The organism is Streptomyces sp. SCSIO ZS0520 (genome assembly GCF_025643355.1).
In the GTDB taxonomy this organism is placed as follows: domain Bacteria; phylum Actinomycetota; class Actinomycetes; order Streptomycetales; family Streptomycetaceae; genus Streptomyces; species Streptomyces physcomitrii.
Window position 1 is genome coordinate 2,293,921 of sequence record NZ_CP092644.1, and the last position, 17,172, is coordinate 2,311,092.

16 protein-coding genes and 2 tRNA genes are annotated in these 17,172 nt (G+C 74.0%); 7 read left to right on the forward strand and 11 right to left on the reverse strand.

Going from position 1 to position 17,172, the window contains the following annotated elements:
• Window positions 1-96 precede the first annotated feature (96 nt).
• From MID12_RS08405 to MID12_RS08425, 5 genes are all read right to left on the reverse strand, one after another.
• Entirely contained in the window at window positions 97-1,710 is a 1,614-nt protein-coding gene (locus MID12_RS08405) for an HD-GYP domain-containing protein (RefSeq protein ID WP_263165751.1), read from the reverse strand.
• Between the two features lie 261 nt (window positions 1,711-1,971).
• Entirely contained in the window at window positions 1,972-2,298 is a 327-nt protein-coding gene (gene rsrA / locus MID12_RS08410; RefSeq protein WP_168535241.1) for a mycothiol system anti-sigma-R factor, read from the reverse strand.
• Window positions 2,295-2,972 (reverse strand): sigma-70 family RNA polymerase sigma factor, encoded by a 678-nt coding sequence (locus MID12_RS08415; protein WP_040248506.1) that lies wholly within the window; start codon window positions 2,970-2,972, stop codon window positions 2,295-2,297. Before MID12_RS08415 ends, rsrA begins: the two co-directional genes overlap by 4 nt.
• 263 nt (window positions 2,973-3,235) lie before the next feature.
• A complete protein-coding gene (locus MID12_RS08420) occupies window positions 3,236-3,889 on the reverse strand; it encodes an alpha/beta family hydrolase (RefSeq protein ID WP_411576925.1) in 654 nt (217 codons plus the stop codon).
• Between the two features lie 36 nt (window positions 3,890-3,925).
• A complete protein-coding gene (locus MID12_RS08425) occupies window positions 3,926-4,648 on the reverse strand; it encodes a M50 family metallopeptidase (protein WP_263165755.1) in 723 nt (240 codons plus the stop codon).
• An 86-nt stretch (window positions 4,649-4,734) separates the two neighbouring features.
• On the opposite strand from MID12_RS08425, the gene MID12_RS08430 reads away from it, so the two are divergent.
• The 4 genes from MID12_RS08430 to MID12_RS08445 all read left to right on the forward strand — a co-directional run bounded on the left by MID12_RS08430 (window position 4,735) and on the right by MID12_RS08445 (window position 8,580).
• Complete coding sequence (locus tag MID12_RS08430) at window positions 4,735-5,550, forward strand: SOS response-associated peptidase (protein ID WP_263165758.1); 816 nt, start codon at window positions 4,735-4,737, stop codon at window positions 5,548-5,550.
• A 223-nt stretch (window positions 5,551-5,773) separates the two neighbouring features.
• A complete protein-coding gene (gene aroA, locus MID12_RS08435) occupies window positions 5,774-7,093 on the forward strand; it encodes a 3-phosphoshikimate 1-carboxyvinyltransferase (RefSeq protein WP_040248509.1) in 1,320 nt (439 codons plus the stop codon).
• 15 nt (window positions 7,094-7,108) lie between these two features.
• Complete coding sequence (rsgA, locus tag MID12_RS08440) at window positions 7,109-8,119, forward strand: ribosome small subunit-dependent GTPase A (RefSeq protein WP_040248511.1); 1,011 nt, start codon at window positions 7,109-7,111, stop codon at window positions 8,117-8,119.
• Window positions 8,120-8,256: 137 nt separating this feature from the next.
• Entirely contained in the window at window positions 8,257-8,580 is a 324-nt protein-coding gene (locus MID12_RS08445; protein WP_040256608.1) for a DMT family transporter, read from the forward strand.
• A gap of 99 nt (window positions 8,581-8,679) precedes the next feature.
• Here the strand turns inward: MID12_RS08445 and MID12_RS08450 are convergent, their stop codons facing one another.
• A complete protein-coding gene (locus MID12_RS08450) occupies window positions 8,680-9,294 on the reverse strand; it encodes a TetR/AcrR family transcriptional regulator (protein WP_263165760.1) in 615 nt (204 codons plus the stop codon).
• A 152-nt stretch (window positions 9,295-9,446) separates the two neighbouring features.
• On the opposite strand from MID12_RS08450, the gene hisN reads away from it, so the two are divergent.
• Both hisN and MID12_RS08460 read left to right on the forward strand, forming a co-directional pair.
• Window positions 9,447-10,247 carry a histidinol-phosphatase gene (gene hisN, locus MID12_RS08455; protein WP_040248513.1) on the forward strand — a complete coding sequence of 267 codons (801 nt, stop codon included), beginning with the start codon at window positions 9,447-9,449 and terminating at the stop codon, window positions 10,245-10,247.
• A gap of 183 nt (window positions 10,248-10,430) precedes the next feature.
• Window positions 10,431-10,832, forward strand: a complete 402-nt coding sequence (locus MID12_RS08460; RefSeq protein WP_263165763.1) for a cyclic nucleotide-binding/CBS domain-containing protein — start codon at window positions 10,431-10,433, stop codon at window positions 10,830-10,832.
• A gap of 100 nt (window positions 10,833-10,932) precedes the next feature.
• Here MID12_RS08460 and MID12_RS08465 read toward each other — a convergent pair whose 3' ends face one another.
• The gene (locus tag MID12_RS08465) at window positions 10,933-12,387 is read right to left on the reverse strand and encodes a catalase (protein WP_263165766.1); all 1,455 of its coding nucleotides are present in this window, start codon (window positions 12,385-12,387) and stop codon (window positions 10,933-10,935) included.
• Window positions 12,388-12,526: 139 nt separating this feature from the next.
• Here MID12_RS08465 and MID12_RS08470 point away from each other — a divergent pair, with 139 nt between their 5' ends.
• Window positions 12,527-12,937, forward strand: coding sequence for a Fur family transcriptional regulator (locus MID12_RS08470; RefSeq protein WP_040248516.1), 411 nt, complete (start codon window positions 12,527-12,529; stop codon window positions 12,935-12,937).
• 111 nt (window positions 12,938-13,048) lie between these two features.
• Here MID12_RS08470 and MID12_RS08475 read toward each other — a convergent pair whose 3' ends face one another.
• From MID12_RS08475 to MID12_RS08490, 4 genes are all read right to left on the reverse strand, one after another.
• Window positions 13,049-14,356: a helix-turn-helix domain-containing protein gene (locus tag MID12_RS08475; RefSeq protein ID WP_263165769.1), complete on the reverse strand. Its 1,308-nt coding sequence runs from the start codon at window positions 14,354-14,356 to the stop codon at window positions 13,049-13,051.
• Between the two features lie 283 nt (window positions 14,357-14,639).
• Window positions 14,640-14,713, reverse strand: a tRNA-Met gene (locus tag MID12_RS08480).
• Window positions 14,714-14,966: 253 nt separating this feature from the next.
• A complete protein-coding gene (locus tag MID12_RS08485; RefSeq protein WP_263165772.1) occupies window positions 14,967-16,808 on the reverse strand; it encodes a tetratricopeptide repeat protein in 1,842 nt (613 codons plus the stop codon).
• A gap of 275 nt (window positions 16,809-17,083) precedes the next feature.
• Window positions 17,084-17,157: transfer RNA gene (locus MID12_RS08490), tRNA-Met, on the reverse strand.
• Window positions 17,158-17,172 lie beyond the last annotated feature (15 nt).

Genomic DNA, 17,172 nt, shown 5'->3' on the forward strand with positions numbered 1-17,172 from the left:
GCGGCCCCGGCGCCGCCTCCGGCCCTCGCGCCGACTCCGCCCGTCTCGACGCCTCCGCCCCCCGCGCCGCCTCCGGCCCCCGCCCCGCCTCGCCGCTCACCGGTCGGACTCGCCGGGGCGGCCCGGTGCCTGCGCCGGGAAGCGGGCGCCCTTCGCGGCCTGTACGCGGGCCCCGTCCAGGGCCTGGCCGCCGTCCTCGGCCGGGGAGGGGGACGGGGCCGGAGCCGAGGCCCGCTCGGCAGGCACGGTCCGGGCCGCAGGCACGTTTGTGCGCGGCTCGGGGCCGTCGGCGGTGACCGCCGGGTGCCAGCCGTGGCGTTCCAGGGCGCGGATCAGGGCGTGCACCATCCGCGGGTCGAACTGCGAACCGGAGCAGCGCCGCAGCTCCGCGAGGGCGACCTCGACCGGGCGGGCCCGGCTGTAGGAGCGGGTGGAGGTCATCGCGTCGAAGGCGTCCGCCACCGCGACCACCCGGGCGGACTCGGGGATGCGCAGCCCGGACAGGCCGTAGGGGTAGCCGCTGCCGTCCAGGCGCTCGTGGTGGTGGAGCACCGCGGCCCGGGCCTCGCCGAGGAAGCCGATGCCGCGCACCATCTCGTGGCCGTACTCGGGGTGCAGTTGGATGACCTCGCGTTCCTGCTCGGTGAGCTTGCCCTCCTTGCGCAGCAACCGGGTCGGAACGCCGAGCTTGCCGACGTCGTGCAGGATCCCGGCGAAGCGCAGCACCTCCACGCGCTCGTCGTCCAGGCCGAGTTCGCGGGCGATGAGCTGGGAGGCCCGGCCGACCCGTTCGCTGTGGCCGCGGGTGTAGCCGTCCTTGATGTCGACGGCCTGGACCAGGGCGCGGATGGTGGCCTGGTGCGCGGCGCGTTCGCGGTGGTACTGGGCGAAGACCCACACCGAGATGTGCATGGGCAGCAGCACGAGCAGCGCGGCGAGCGGCCCGTACGGGCTGCGCCAGAGCACCGCCATCATCAGCCCGGCGAGCCCGTGCACGGCCACCGGGGCGAGGGTGCGCGGGAAGAGCCCGCGCCAGGCGGCCCGCGGGGGCAGCCGTTCCGCCGCCGCGCGGATCGTCCCGTCGAGCAGGGCGAGCACCGCGCAGAAGACCAGTACCGCGGCCCCGGCGGGCAGCAGCGCGCAGGGGAAGTCGGCCGCCGCGACGGTCCGGCCGCCGCCGAGCGCGCCGTGCGCCCCGGCCGCGGCCCAGGTGCCGAGGGCGAGGGAGGCGGTCCGCCAGATCCGGCGCGGCAGCCGGGGCCGCTGCTCCACCGGGTCCAGGAGGGCGCCGGGCACCGCGACCAGGGCGGCCGCGGCGGGCGGCAGCAGGAAGACCCCGGCGAGCAGGACGGGGTGAAAGGTGCCGGGCGGGCCGGTCCTGGTGGGGGCGGGGTGCTCGGCGCGGGCGGCGCGGTGGCGGCCCGGGCCGTGGCGGCGGCTCGGTGTCCCGGCGTGGGCGGCATGACCCGCGTGACCGGCGGGGTCCGCGGAAGCGGTGGGGCCGGTGGGGCCGCCGCCGGGTGCCGACGCGGGTGTCTCGGCCCGGGCGGCGCGCAGCCGCAGGGCCTGTTCACTGCCCGCGTGCAGGACGGCGAGGAGCGAGAGCGCGGCCCAGGGGGTGCCGGTGTCCAGGGCGGGTGCGGCGGCGGCCAGGGCGCCGAGGGCCGCGCCGAGGACGCAGAGCCGCGCTGCCGGCACAAGGGTCCTCAATGCCGCCCTCCTCCGCGCGCCCCTGGATGGTGGGCGACCGGGCAACTCGCGGCCCGGGCAAGCCCGTTCAGGCTCCGGAGAATAGGGCGGAGAGGGCTCAAAGGGGGCGGCATCGCCGCATTGTCCGGGCCCCGTGGGCCCGGATTCGCACCTTCGGGTGACAGCGCGCCGAGGGCCTGTTCAGCGCCCCGGCTTCGTGCTGGGGGGCGGGGCCGTGGGGCGCGGCGGGCCCGCGCGGGGCCCGCCCTCGGGCTCGCGGGGTCAGCCCTCCTGGGCGGCCGCGGGCCGGTCACCGGGAGGAGGCCCGGTGAGGTCGTGGTCCGGGACGGCCTGCCCCGACCGGATCAGGTCGAGCCGGCCGAGGACCTTGTCGCGCAGGTCGGCGGGGACGTCGTCATGTCCGCAGCACCGCTTGACCAGCTTCTTCACGGCCTGTTCGAGGCCGTACTTCTCCAGGCACGGAGAGCACTCCTCGAAGTGCGTCTCGAACTTGGTGCAGTCGGAGTCCGGCATCTCCCGGTCGAGGAACTCGTAAAGATGGTCCAGTACTTCACTGCAGTCCGTCTCGTGCGGCTCTCCGCAGCTCATGAGCCCGAGCCTTTCCTTGCGTCGGAGTCCGAAGCGCCCGCGGTGGACAGCCCGCGCTCGCGCGCGTAGTCCTCCAGCATGCCGCGCAGCTGGCGGCGGCCCCGGTGCAGCCGGGACATGACCGTGCCGATGGGTGTGCCCATGATGTCGGCGATCTCCTTGTACGCAAAGCCCTCGACATCGGCGAGGTACACCGCGATGCGGAACTCCTCGGGGATCGACTGGAGGGCTTCCTTCACGTCCGAGTCGGGCAGGTGGTCGAGCGCCTGCGACTCGGCGGAGCGCAGACCGGTCGACATGTGCGACTCGGCGCGCGCCAGCTGCCAGTCCTCGATCTCCTCGGCCGCGCTGCGCTGCGGCTCGCGCTGCTTCTTGCGGTAGGAGTTGATGAAGGTGTTCGTCAGGATCCGGTAGAGCCAGGCCTTCAGGTTGGTGCCCTCGCGGAACTGGTGGAACGAGGCGTACGCCTTCGCGTACGTCTCCTGCACCAGGTCCTCGGCGTCGGCGGGGTTGCGCGTCATGCGCAACGCGGCCGAGTACATCTGGTCGAGGTAGGTCAGCGCGTCACGTTCGAAGCGTGCGTTGCGCTCTGCGGCCGTCTCCGCGGGCTGCTGTGCCTGCTCCTCGGACTCTGCGCGATCGTTCCCCGCATCGGTCCCGGTGACCGCACCCACCTCCTCAAGCGATGTGGCGGGACCCCTTCCGGTCACGCCCGTCTCGGAGGATAGACGACCGGTCCCCGTCTCCGTCGCTGCCGAGGCCCGCGCGGGGGAGGTCCGCGGGGCGTGCAGCACCGACCATTCGAGGTCGCTCATGCTGCGTTCCCGGCTCGGGCAGAAGGTGGAACCCATGCGGTGGACCCCTTACTCGTACGACACGTGGCTTCCGTCTGTCCGGCACAACAGTGCCCGGCGGTGTCGCATTCCCCGGGCGCGGGTCAGCCGGGCAGAAGTGACAGGGCCCACCGGGTGACGGCGTCCGTGAGCAGTCGCATCGCCTCCGGCTCGCCGAGCTCGGCCCGCTTGGGGAGGGCGAAGCCGTGGTCGCCGTACGGGATCTCGACGAGTTCGTGGTCCCCGGCCGGGAACTCGGCGGGCCGCCCGAAGGGGTCGTTGCCGCCCTGGACGACCAGGGTGGGCAGCCCCGCCGCGAGCAGTTCCGCGGCCCGCGACTTCTCCGGCTTGCCGGGCGGGTGCAGCGGGAAGCTCAGCGCGAGCACGCCCGCGGCGCCGAGTCCGGCGGCGGTACGGCAGGCCACCCGGGCCCCGGCGCTGCGGCCGCCCGCGATCACCGGCAGGCCCGGCGCGACCAGGGCGGGCCACACCCCGCGCCAGCCGGTGTCCAGGGTCCGCGGCGCCGGGGCGACCTTCTTCCCGGCGACCCGCCAGGGCTGTTCGACCAGGGCCACTCTCACCCCGTGCTCCGGCAGGGCGGCGGCCAGCGCCCGGAGGTCTCGGGCCTCGATGCCGCCGCCCGCGCCGTGGCTCGCGGCGAGGAGGAGGCGCGGGCGGCGCGCCGGATACCAGTGGACACGGGCCTCGCCGGTCTCGGTGGCGACCTGCTCGGTACGGATCTTCTCGGTGCTCGTCACGCGGCCATCCTGCCTCGGGGACCCTGACGACACCCCCTACAACCCGAGCAGCCAGCGGCCGCCGCCGAGCAGGGCGCACAGCGAGACCACGTGGAAGAGCAGGAACCAGACCACGGGCGGCACCTGGGTCAGCCGGGCGAGCTGGTCGGCGTCGGAGTCCGCGGCGCCCTGGCGGCGGCGCTTGGCCTGGAGTTCGAAGGCCGGGCGCACCCCGCCGAGCAGCAGGAACCAGACGGCCAGATAGGCGAAGGCCGCCTGCACCTGGGGTCCGGTGGTCCAGGAGACGAGGACGAAGAGGCCGCCGGTGACCAGGACGGAGAGGGCGCCGTAGGCGTTGCGGATCATCACGAGCACGGCGAGCAGCAGTCCGGTGGCGAGCCAGAGCAGCGCGGTGATGTGGTGCGCGGCGAGCAGGGCGGCGCCGCCGAGCCCGAGCAGCGGCGGGGCGGTGTACCCGGCCGCCGCGGTGAAGACCATGCCGGGGCCGGTCGGCCTGCCGCGGCTGACGGTCAGTCCGCTGGTGTCCGAGTGCAGGCGTATCCCGTCCAGGCGGCGCCCCATGAGCAGGGCCACGAGTCCGTGGCCGCCCTCGTGGGCGATGGTGATCGCGTTGCGGGTCAGCCGCCAGGCGCGCGGCGAGGCGACGGCGCCGAGCGCGAGCAGTCCGGTGGCGAGGACGACCCACAGGTCCGGCTCGGGCTGGCTGCCGAAGACGCGGTCCCACAGGCCGGTCAGGGAGGTCAGGTCGATGAGGTCCATGGGCGGGGGCGGGCTCCTCGGGTGGGTCTTTGCCGGGTGGTCAAGGCGGTGGCCCGGCGACGGGGCGAAGTGGCAGTGTGGCACTCATGTGCGGACGGTATGCGGCCAGCCGGAGCCCCGAGGACCTCACCGGGATCTTCGGGATCGAGAAGTGGGAACCCGAGGAGACCCTGGAGGCGGACTGGAATGTCGCCCCCACCAAGGAGGTCTGGGCGGTGCTCGACCGTCCGGTGAAAGACGCCGAGAGCCGCGCTCCGGTTCGCCAGCTGCGGAAACTGCGGTGGGGACTGGTGCCCTCCTGGGCGAAGACCCCCGAGGGCGCCGCCCGGATGATCAACGCCCGCGCCGAGACCGTGCACGAGAAGCCCTCCTACCGCCGCGCCTTCGCCGCCCGCCGCTGCCTGCTCCCCGCCGACGGCTACTACGAGTGGGTCACCGGCGGCGAGGAGCGCGAGCTGGAGGTCGCCGGCCGCAAGAAGCGGGCCCGCAAGCAGCCGTACTTCGTCACCCCCGCCGACGGCTCGGTCTTCGCGATGGCCGGGCTCTACGAGTTCTGGCGCGACGGCACCCTGCCCGAGGGGCACCCCGGCGCCTGGTGGGTGACCTGCGCGGTGATCACCACGGAGGCGGAGACCGCACCGCTGGCGGCGGGATCCGAGGAGGGGCCGGGCGCGCTCGCCGACATCCACCCGCGGATGCCGCTGATGCTCACCCCCGACCGCTGGGACGACTGGCTCGACCCCGGCCACACCGAACCGGAGCGGCTGCGCGCCCTCCTGGAGCCGCCGCCCACCGGGCTGATGCGCGCCTACCCGGTGTCCACCGCGGTCAGCAACGTCCGCAACAACGGCCCCGAGCTCCTGAAGGAACTGGCGGCACCGGAGGAGAGCACCCTGTTCTGAGCCCGCTGCCGAGTCTTCCTTCTGAGTCCTCTTCCGAGCCCACTTCCGAGCCTCTTCCGAGCCCGCTCAGGAGTCCTCTTCGGAGTGCTGCGGGCCGCTGCCGGACCGGTCCCCGCGGGATCCGACCCTCGCGGAGTCCGCCGAAATCACACCCTTCCTCCCCGCTTTCCTCTCCGCCCTTCGCCCTCGTCCTCGTGATCGTGCCGGGCACTAAGCTGAGGCCATGACCGCGAACCTCGCCTCACAGGACCTCTGGCCCGCGCCGTCCGCGAACGGTGCCGTCGACGCGACCGTGCAGGTGCCGGGTTCCAAGTCGGTCACCAACCGCGCCCTGGTGCTGGCCGCCCTCGCCTCCGAGCCGGGCTGGCTGCGCCGCCCGCTGCGCTCGCGGGACTCGCTCCTGATGGCCGCCGCGCTGCGCGCCCTCGGCGTCGGCATCGAGGAGGGCGTGGGCCCGGACGGCTCCGGCGAGGCCTGGCGGGTCATCCCGCCGGACCGGCTGCGCGGCGGCTCCGCGGTGGACGTCGGCAACGCCGGCACCGTGATGCGCTTCCTGCCGCCGGTCGCGGCCCTGGCGGACGGCCCGGTCCGCTTCGACGGCGACCCGCGCGCGTACGAACGCCCGCTGCACGGGGTGATCGACGCCCTGCGCGCGCTCGGCGCCCGGATCGACGACGACGGGCGCGGCGCCCTGCCGATGACCGTGCGCGGCGGCGGCGCCCTGGAGGGCGGCAAGGTCGCCGTGGACGCCTCCTCCTCGTCCCAGTTCGTCTCGGCGCTGCTGCTCTCAGGCCCGCGCTTCAACCAGGGCGTCGAGGTCCGGCACACCGGCCGTACGCTGCCCTCGATGCCGCACATCCGGATGACGGTCGAGATGCTGCGCGCGGCCGGGGTGCAGGTGGACACCCCCGACTCCGGCGGCGAGCCGAACGTCTGGCGGGTCTCCCCCGGCGCCCTGCTCGGCCGGGACCTCACGGTCGAGCCGGACCTCTCCAACGCCCAGCCCTTCCTCGCCGCCGCCCTGGTGACCGGCGGCCGGGTCGTCGTCCCGGACTGGCCGGCCCGCACCACCCAGCCCGGCGACGCGCTGCGCGAGCTGTTCACCGCGATGGGCGGCAGCTGCGAACTCACCGGCCAGGGCCTGGTGTTCACCGGCAGCGGCCGGATCCACGGCATCGAGGCCGACCTCGGCGAGGTGGGCGAGCTGACCCCCGGCATCGCCGCCGTCGCCGCGCTCGCCGACTCCCCCTCCACCCTCAGCGGAGTGGCCCATCTGCGGCTGCACGAGACGGACCGCCTGGCCGCCCTCACCCGCGAGATCAACGCGCTCGGCGGCGAGGTCACCGAGACCGCGGACGGACTGCACATCCGCCCGCGCCCGCTGCACGGCGGCACCTTCCACACCTACGACGACCACCGGATGGCGACCGCGGGCGCCGTCATCGGCCTGGCGGTGGACGGCGTACGGATCGAGAATGTGGCCACCACCGCGAAGACCCTTCCGGACTTCCCCGAGATGTGGACCGGGATGCTCGGGAACTGACGGGCGGATCCGATCATGCGCCGCTACGGCAAGCACACCGACGAGGACGACGTCCGCGTCCGCCCCAACCGCAAGGGCAACCGCCCGCGTACCAGCATCCGGCCCAAGCACGAGGACGCCGCCGAGGGCATGGTCCTCACCGTGGACCGCGGGCGCCTGACGGTGCTCGTCGGGGACCGCGTGGTGACCGCGATGAAGGCCCGCGAGCTGGGCCGCAAGGCCGCGGTCGTCGGCGACCAGGTCGCGCTGGTGGGCGACCTCTCCGGGAAGAAGGACACCCTCGCGCGGATCGTACGGATCGGCGCGCGCTCCTCGGTACTGCGCCGGACGGCCGATGACGACGACCCGTACGAGCGGGTCGTGGTCGCCAACGCCGACCAGCTCGCGATCGTCACCGCCCTCGCCGACCCCGAGCCCCGGCCCCGGCTGATCGACCGCTGCCTGGTCGCCGCCTTCGACGGCGGGCTGACCCCGCTGCTCGTCCTCACCAAGTCCGACCTCGCCCCGGCCACGGAGCTCCTGCGCACCTACGACTCGCTCGGGGTGCCCCATGTGGTGACCTCCCGCGAGGAGCTGGCGCATGGCGGCGCCGAGCGGGTGCGGGAGCTGCTCGCGGGGCAGATCACCGCCTTCGTCGGGCACTCCGGCGTGGGCAAGACCACCCTGGTCAACGCGCTGGTCCCGGAGGACCGCCGCCGCAGCACCGGCCATGTCAACGCGGTCACCGGGCGCGGCAGGCACACCACCACCTCGGCCCTCGCGCTGCCGCTCGGCGGTCCCGGGGCGGGCTGGGTGGTCGACACCCCGGGCGTACGGTCCTTCGGGCTGGCGCATGTCGACCCGTCCCGGGTGATCAACGCCTTCCCCGAACTGGTGCCCGGCACCGAGGGCTGCCCGCGGGCCTGCAGCCACGACGAACCGGACTGCGCCCTGGACGACTGGGTGGCCGAGGGCCACGCCGACCCCGCGCGGCTGTACTCGCTGCGGCGGCTGCTCTCCACCCGGGAGCGGCACGAGGGCGACTGAGGCGGGCCGAGCGGGCGGGCGGTGACGGATCCTCAGGGAGTTTGCGCCGCGCCCGCAAAGGTAAGGGCATAATCGCACCAAGCACGAGGCAAACACCGATGGCGCGGTCACGGACCTGGTACGCGGGAGGCAAGAACATGGCGTGGCTGCTGGTCATCGTCGCCGGACTGCTCGAAACCGGTTTCGCGGTCTGCCTCAAGCTCTCGCACGGCTTCACCCGCCTCTGGCCGACCGTCGCCTTCTGCGCCTTCGCGCTGGGCAGCTTCGGCCTGCTCACCCTCTCCCTGAAGAAGCTCGACGTCGGCCCCGCCTACGCGGTCTGGACCGGCATCGGCGCCGCGGGCACCGCCATCTACGGCATGGTCTTCCTCGGCGACCTGGTCTCCACGCTGAAGATCGTCTCGATCAGCTTCGTCATCATCGGCGTCATCGGGCTCCAGCTGTCGGGCTCGGCGCACTGAGCTCTTGCGGCAAGTCGCCGTCCGGCAGGGCTTGTTGAGCGCGGCGTCCGCCGACTGCCCTCCCCCGCGGCCCTGTTGACCCGCTCCCCGGCCCGCCGCTCAGACCGTCCTGGCGAGCAGCGGGTCCAGCGCCTCCCGTACCAGCCGCCCGGCGCCGTCCCGCGCGGACGGGGCCTGGACACAGGAGAGCGCGAGCCGCATCCCCACCTCGCAGGCGAGCAGCAGGAGTTCGGGGTGCACACCGCTCGCGCCGGGTGCGCACAGGGCGGCCAGGCAGCGGTCGCGGACCAGGGCGAGCAGATCGGCGGGGGCGGGCAGCGGGGCGTCGGCGCGGCGCTGGGCCGGCACCGGGCTGCCCGAGTCGGCCGCGCCCGGCACCGGCCTCGGCAGCCGCTCGCTCCAGCAGCCGGTGAGCAGGGCGCGCAGCAGCGCACTGCGGCGGGCGGCGGCCACCGTCCACTCGGCGGCCGCGGTCAGCCGCTCGCCCGGGTCGCCCTCGGCGGCGAGCACCCGGTCGATCCCGGCGAGGTAGGCGTCGGCCTCCCGCCGGACCAGCGCGCGGCCGAGGCCCTCCTTCGTACCGAACTCGTTGTAGAGGGTCTGCCGGGAGAGGCCGGACATCGCCGCCACGTCGACCATCCGCACCCGGGGCCAGGGCCGCCGCGCGAGGACGGCGGACGCGGCGTCCAGCAGGGCTTCGCGTGCTGCGGGCATCCTCGCCTCCCGGGCCGCCGCACAGGCGGCTGCCGTCAGAGTTGACGCAGCCCGGCAAGGTGTCAAGGGTCCGCGGGCCGTGGAGGCGGCCGGGGTCGACCCGCCCGCCTGCGGCCTGGCCGATCGCTCCCCCCGCTGGATACTGTTCGTCCATGCCCGACTATCTCGATGACCTGCGGCTGGCCCATGTGCTCGCCGACGCCGCCGACGCCGGGACCATGGACCGGTTCAAGGCGCTCGACCTGAAAGTCGAGACGAAGCCGGACATGACCCCGGTGACCGAGGCCGACAAGGCCGCCGAGGAGCTCATCCGCGGGCAGCTCCACCGCGCCCGCCCGCGCGACGCGGTCCTCGGCGAGGAGTTCGGCATCGAGGGCACCGGCCCCCGGCGCTGGGTGGTCGACCCGATCGACGGCACCAAGAACTACGTACGCGGCGTGCCCGTCTGGGCGACCCTGATCTCCCTGATGGAGGCGGGCGAGAACGGCTTCCAGCCCGTGGTCGGCCTGGTCTCGGCCCCGGCGCTCAACCGCCGCTGGTGGGCCGCCCGGGGCCACGGCGCCTTCACCGGCCGCAGCCTCTCCGCCGCCTCCCGGCTGAAGGTCTCCGCGGTCTCCCGCCTCCAGGACGCCTCCTTCGCGTACTCCAGCCTCAGCGGCTGGGAGGAGCAGGGGCGGCTCGACGGCTTCCTCGACCTCAGCCGCAAGGTCTGGCGCACCCGGGGCTACGGGGACTTCTGGCCGTACATGATGGTCGCCGAGGGCTCGGTGGACCTGTGCGCGGAGCCCGAGCTCTCGCTGTGGGACATGGCGGCGAACGCGATCATCGTGACCGAGGCGGGCGGCAGCTTCACCGGGCTCGACGGGCGCCCGGGGCCGCACAGCGAGAACGCCGCCGCCTCCAACGGCCTCCTCCACGACGAACTGCTCGACCACCTCAAGTCCCGGCGCTGAGCGGCCTGTTGGCATAGGGCCGCGGCCGCCCCGCACCACCCCTTGCCGGTTTGCCCACTCTTTGCGACTCTGAGAGTCCCTCCACTTGTGAACTTGTGAATCGTTTCTCGAAGGCCTCACAGCACGGGCCGCGGGACACGGAACGCGGGTTCCGGTGGTCCCTCAAGGAGGTGGCACACGCCCATGCTCGTCCGCGACGCCATGAGTACGGTGGTTCTCACCATCGGCCCCGACCACACTTTGCGGCAGGCGGCCCGGCTGATGTCCGCGCGCCGCATCGGTGCGGCGGTGGTCCTCGATCCCGAGACCAGCGGTATCGGCATCCTCACCGAGCGCGACGTCCTCAACTCCCTCGGCACCGGCGAGGACCCGGACAGCGAACGCGCCGGGGCGCACACCACGACCGATGTCGTCTTCGCCGCCCCGGACTGGACCCTGGAGGAGGCCGCCGCCGCGATGTCGCACGGCGGCTTCCGGCATCTGATCGTCCTCGACGAGAACGAGCCGAGCGGCATCGTCTCGGTACGGGACATCATCCGCTGCTGGGCCTCCCAGCCCAGCCGTCCCACGGCCCTGACCGGCTGATCCGCCGAGCGGCGGGCCCACCGGCCGGGTGACCGGCCGCCCGGGGAGCGGTCGGGCTCCGGCCGCGGTGAGCCCCGACCTCGGTGGCCCCCGACCCCGGTCAGCCCTCGCGCAGGGCCCGCACCGCGGCCTCCAGGCGCTTGCCGAGATCGCCGTCCGCCCGGCGGAAGTTGTGGACGGCGCGCTCGGCGATGTCCTCGCGGGAGACCCCCGCGATACTGCCCGCCAGATTGTCGACCAGGCGCTGCCGCGCGTCCTCGGGCATCAGCCGGTAGAGGTCACCGGCCTGCACGAAGTCGTCGTCCTCGGCGTGGCGCGGGGCATCGTGGTCGCCGGTGGCCCCGCCGACCGGCAGCGGCTGCCAGAGCGGCCGGCCGGTCTGGTGCGGGCCGCCGAAGCTGTTCGGCTCGTAGTTCTTCGCGCCCCGGTGGCGGCCGTCGTAGAGGAAGCCGTCCCGGGAGTGGGTGTGCGCCTCGGTGGCGCGCGGGCGGTTGACCGGCAGATGGTCGGCGTTGACGCCGACGCGGTAGCGGTGCGCGTCCCCGTAGGCGAAGAGGCGGCCCTGGAGCATCTTGTCCGGGGAGGGGCCGATGCCCGGCACAAAGTGGGCGGGCGAGAAGACCGACTGCTCCACCTCGGCGAAGATGTTCTGCGGATTGCGGTTCAGTTCGAGCCTGCCGATCTCGATCGGCGGGTAGTCCCCGTGCGGCCAGACCTTGGTCAGGTCGAAGGGGTTGAAGCGGTAACCGGCCGCCTCGGCCGCGGGCATGATCTGCACCTGCACGGTCCAACTCGGGTACTCACCGCGCTCGATGGCCTCGCGCAGGTCCCGCTGGTGGCTGTCGGGGTCCCGGCCCGCGAGGGCCTCCGCCTCCTCGGTGGTGAGGTTCTCGATCCCCTGGTCGGTCTTGAAGTGGTATTTGACCCAGAAGACCTCGCCCGCCTCGTTGTTCCACTGGTAGGTGTGCGAGCCGTAGCCGTTCATATGGCGGTAGCCGGCCGGGATGCCGCGGTCGCCGAAGAGCCAGGTGACCTGGTGGGTCGACTCGGGGCTCAGCCCCCAGAAGTCCCAGACGTTGTCCGCCTCCTGGCTGCCGGTGTACGGATCACGCTTCTGGGTGTGGATGAAGTCCGGGAACTTGACGGCGTCCTTGACGAAGAACACCGGGGTGTTGTTGCCGACGAGGTCGTAATTGCCCTCCTCGGTATAGAACTTCAGCGCGAAGCCGCGCGGATCGCGCACCGCGTCCGGCGCCCCGAGACTGCCCGCCACGGTGGAGAACCGCAGGAAGGCCTCGGTCTGCTTGCCGACCTCGGAGAGGAAGGCCGCCCGCGTCCACCGCGAGACGTCCCGGGTCAGCGTGAAGGTGCCGTACGCACCGGCGCCCCGGGCGTGCACCACCCGCTCCGGGATCCGCTCGCGGTTGAAGTGCGCGAGCTTCTCCAGGAGCGACTGGTCCTGGAGGAGCACCGGACCGCCGGCGCCCGCCGTCTCGCTGTTCTGGTTGTCGGCGACCGGCGCCCCGGCCTCGGTGGTGAGCGGTCCCTGGGTCACGTACGCCTCCTGCGTCCTCGCGCCGACCGCGCCTCGGCCGGGATGAGACCCGACCCTACATTGGACTTTGTCTAAGTCAAGCAGAGGTCCAAAGACATACATGTTCGGGTTCGAGACCTCGGCTGTTAAGCTGGCCCGCATGAGTGACCTGTTGGAACGGCTGCGCGGGCGCGGCTGGCGCATGACCGCCCAGCGGCGCGTCGTGGCGGAGGTCCTCGACGGCGATCACGTCCACCTGACGGCCGACGAGGTTCACGCCAGGGCGGTGACCAGGCTGCCCGAGATCTCCCGGGCGACCGTCTACAACACCCTCGGCGAGCTGGTCTCGCTGGGCGAGGTGCTCGAAGTCGCCACCGACAAACGCGCCAAGCGCTACGACCCCAACGCCCACCAGGCGCACCAGCACCTGGTCTGCGCGCGGTGCGGCACCATCAGGGACGTCCACCCGACCGGCGACCCGCTCGCCACCCTCCCCGACACCGAGCGCTTCGGCTTCAGCCTGACCGGCGCCGAGGTCACCTTCCGGGGCGTCTGCCCGGACTGCCGCTGAGACACCGGGCGAACCGCCCCGCCCCACGAGGGCAGCCGGATTCTCTTGCCGTACGGAACCGGGCAAGCCCCCTGCCGTACGGACGGACCCCCGCGGCCCTCACCCGGCGGCTCAGGAGCCGGGAGCGGCCTCCTCCAGCCAGGTGTGCAGCGCCCACCACCAGCGCATGGTCTGCAAGACGGCCGGGCGCACGCCGCCCGCCGGGAGGTCCAGCGGGGCCCCGGTGATCTCGCTCAGGCGGCTGAGCCGGTAGCGCACCGTATTGGGGTGCACATGCAGCGCCACGGCGGCCTGGTCCACCCGGTGGCCGTGGTCCAGATAGGCCAGCGCGGTGGTCGCCAGCTGCCGGTGGAACTCGTCACCGGGCCGCAGCCGCCCGAGCAGGCTGCCCACCAGGAGTTCGGCCAGCGCCGGCTGCGCGAACAGCGCGGTCTCACCGGCCAGTTCGGTCAGCGGATACAGTCCGCGCAGCCCGAGCCTGATCCCCGCCTGGAGCGCGGAGAGCACCAGCGGGTGCAGTTCGCTGGCCCTGCCGAGCGGGACGGCCGGGCTCGCCACCATCAGGGCGGCGCCGACCGCCTCCGGGGCGGGCAGCCGGGGGGTGAGCCCGGAGAGCCTGCCGTCCACCAGTCCGTACACCCCCGAGTCGCCGACGAAGCGCTGCTCCAGGGAGCGCGCCTGCGACAGCTCCGTCACATCGGAGAGCACGCAGTGGTAGAGCCCCTCCGACTGGAGTCCGGCCCGGACGATCTCCTCGCTTTCCAGCTCCGCGGTCCGGCCGTGCAGGATGTGCCGCAGCACCTGCTGCCGGGAGTCGCGGGCGGTCCAGGCGAGTTCGAGTTCCGCGGCGTGGTATCCGCTGATCACATGCCGCTCCAGCATTCCCGCGTACCGGTTCACGGCGACCAGCGCCTCCAGGATCAGATCGGCGGGCACCCCCGCCGCGCGGGCCCGCTCGATGGCGATCTCGGTGATGCGCCCGCGCCCGGCGTGCACGGCGCGCAGCAGGGCGGTGATCGAGATGCCCTGCGCCGCCCGGAGCGCCCCGAGCCGGGAGGCGGGCCCGAAGTCCCCTTCCTCCAGGGTGACTTCACCGGCGAGGGCGGCGAGGCCCGCGCTGATCAGAAGGGTCACATGGCGGCGGTTCTCCTCCACCGTCAGCCGGGCCACATCCGGCGAGTGGTGCCGGGCCTCGTGGACGATCTCCTGGATGATCGCCTCGTCACCGGCCATCTCCCGCAGGACCCGGGCGAGCACCTCCCGCCCCTCGTCCTGGGCGCGGAGCGCGGCTCCCGTGCGGGCCCGCTCGGGGGCCGGGTCGTGCTCCGCCCGGAGCGCGGCGCGCGGCGGCAGCTCGCGTCCGGCGGGGGTCTCCCCGTGTGCGGCGGACGTACGCCCACCGGCCTTCGCGGCGCCCATGTTCGCCTCCCCCCGGCTGCCTGCCGTATGCCACGGCGCCGGTGCGGAGTCCGGCGCCGGCGCCCGCCGCACGGGCGGGCCGGGGCGCACCCGCACGGCCCGGCCTGCCACCTCGGTTGCTTGCGGGCTACCGCAAAGTAACATCTGGGCGCGCGCCACAACAGCCCCCTTCGGCCCCCTTGTACGGCCTTTGCACCCCTGTGCACCCGCCCGGGGAAAGACCCGCACCCGGAACACACCGAAGGCCCGGTACCAGTGTCGGTACCGGGCCTTCGGCCTTGAGTAGCGGGGACAGGATTTGAACCTGCGACCTCTGGGTTATGAGCCCAGCGAGCTACCGAGCTGCTCCACCCCGCGTCGGTGAACACCACACTACGTTGACCTCACGCAGCAGCGCAAATCGCTTTACGGTCGGGGCTCCCGCCGGAATCCCGCTGGTCGGAGCGGTGCCCCACCGCCGGGCGACCGGGCCGGGCGCCACCGGGTGGGACGCGTCACAGCACCCGCCGCCGGGAACGGTCACGCACCGCCCCCGGAAACGGCCGCGGGCGGGACGGAAGGCTCCGTCCCGCCCGCGGTCGGGCTCGCGGCTCGGCCCCGCACCGCGCGCTCAGGCCGTCATCTCCTGCCGCAGCGCCTCGGAGAGCCGGCCCGCGCGCCGGGCGACCTCCGCCGGGCCGAGTTCGACCGCGAGGGCGCTCCAGCGCTGGGCGTCGCCCAGTTCCCCGCGCCGCGCGTAGAGCAGCGCGAGCCGCAGCGCCGCCCTGCCGTGCCCGGCCTCGGCGGCCCGGGTCCACCACAGCGCCGCCTCCGGCTCGCTGCCCTCGCGGGCGAGCAGCAGGCCGAGGTTGAAGGCGCCGTTGCGGCTGCCCGCCTCGGCGGCCAGGCGGTACCAGCGCGCCGACTCGACCACCTCGCCGCGGGCGGCGGCGAGCATGCCGACCCGCACCTGGGCGCGCCGGTGCCCCTGCTCGGCGGCCCGCTCGTACCACTCCTCGTACTCGGCGCGCTCGGTGGTGCTCTCGCCCAGCTCGTGGGTGGGCTCCGGCGGGCGCCGCGCCTCCAGGACGGCGGCGAGCCGGTAGGCGGCCTCCGCGCTGCCGCCCCCGGCGGCGTTGCGCAGCAGCCGCTCGGCCGTGGGCTCGTCGCCGTCCCGCAGCTTGGCGATGCCGACCTGGAAGGCCGCCTCGGTGTGCCCGGCCTCGGCCGCCCGCTCGTACCAGCGCAGGGCGCTCGCCGCCTCGCCCCGGCCCGCGTGCAGGATGCCGAGGTTGAAGGCCGCGTCCACGCTGCCGGACTCGGCCGCCTTGGAGAACCAGGGCTCGGCGCCCGCGGTGTCCCCGGCCTGGAGCAGCAGCACGGCCAGGGCGTTGGCGGCCTCGCGGTGACCGGCGTAGGCGGCCCGGCGGTACCACTGCTCGGCCTGGACCTTGCGGTGCTGGCCCGCGCAGAGCAGGCCGAGGTTGTACGCGCCGTTGACATCGCCCGCGTCCATGGCGGCCCGGTACCAGCGCTCGGCGGTCTGCGTCTCGCCGCGCTGCGCGTGCAGGGCGCCCAGCGCGTTGGCCGCGTTGCCGTCGCCGTCCTGGGCGGCCCGCAGCCACCACACGGCGGCGCTCTCCTCGTCGCCCGCGTCGCGCAGCAGGAAGCCGAGGGCGCAGGCGGCGCGTGCCTCGCCGTCGCGGGCCGAGGTCAGGTACCAGCGCCCGGCCTCCTTCAGCTCGCCGCGCGCCTCCAGGAGGGTGCCCAGGTGCAGGGCGGCTCGGCGGTGGCCGCGGGCGGCGGCCTGCCGGTACCACTGCTCGGCCTCGGCGGCGAGCGCCTCCTGCTCGCCGTCCGCGCTCTGCGCCGCGCGCGCCGGGGCGCCCGGGAAGCCGTGCCCGCCCGGGCCCTCCGGTTCGGGGCGGCGGTCCAGGGCGCGCGCGAGGCGGTACGAGGCCTCCCGGTGCCCGTGCTCGGCGGCGGCGCGCATCCACTTCTCGGCCTCGCCGTCGCCGCGGTGCTCCAGGAGGTCGGCGAGGGCGTAGGCGCCGAGGGCGTGGCCCTGCTCGGCGGACTGGCGCAGCCAGTACTCGGCGGCGGGCTCGTCGCCGCGCTCGCGGTGGTGGCGGCCGAGGGCGTGGGCGGCGGCGGCCGAGCCCGCGACGGCGGCGGTGCGCCACCAGCCGGCCGCCTCCTCCGCGTAGCCGCGCTGGTGGAGCAGGACGCCGAGGTTGTTGGCGGCCGCGCGGTCGCCCGCGGCGGTGGCCGCGCGCAGGTGGGGCTCGGCCCCGTCGAGGTCGCCGCGGCGCAGGAGAAGGGCGCCGAGGACGCTCATCGCCTCGGAGTCGCCCGAGGCGGCGGCGTGCCGGTGGCGCGCCTCCTCCGCGGCCGTACCGGTCTCGTCCCGGTCGGTCGGCTGCACAAATCGCCCTGTTTCCAACAGAGTTGCCTTGTCCCCCATAACGTCCATCGTCGCACCACCCGCAACCTTGGTACATCTGGTATACCGCAGCAGTGAGGTCACTTCAGCGTTTTGTCGACATGCCCACAGAGAGATAAGTCAAACACGTCGAACTGAACAATCGTCAAGAGACCTGAACTCAGGTCAAGGAAAACGCTCTTGGCGGGCCTGCGCACGCCGGACCGGGTCTTGGGCCAGCCCTGCGAAGGACACCTGAGCGAATCAACTGCCGCACGACGAAGGCCCGGATCCTGGGTTTCCAGGATCCGGGCCTCCAACTGCAGTAGCGGGGACAGGATTTGAACCTGCGACCTCTGGGTTATGAGCCCAGCGAGCTACCGAGCTGCTCCACCCCGCGTCGGTAGGACGACCC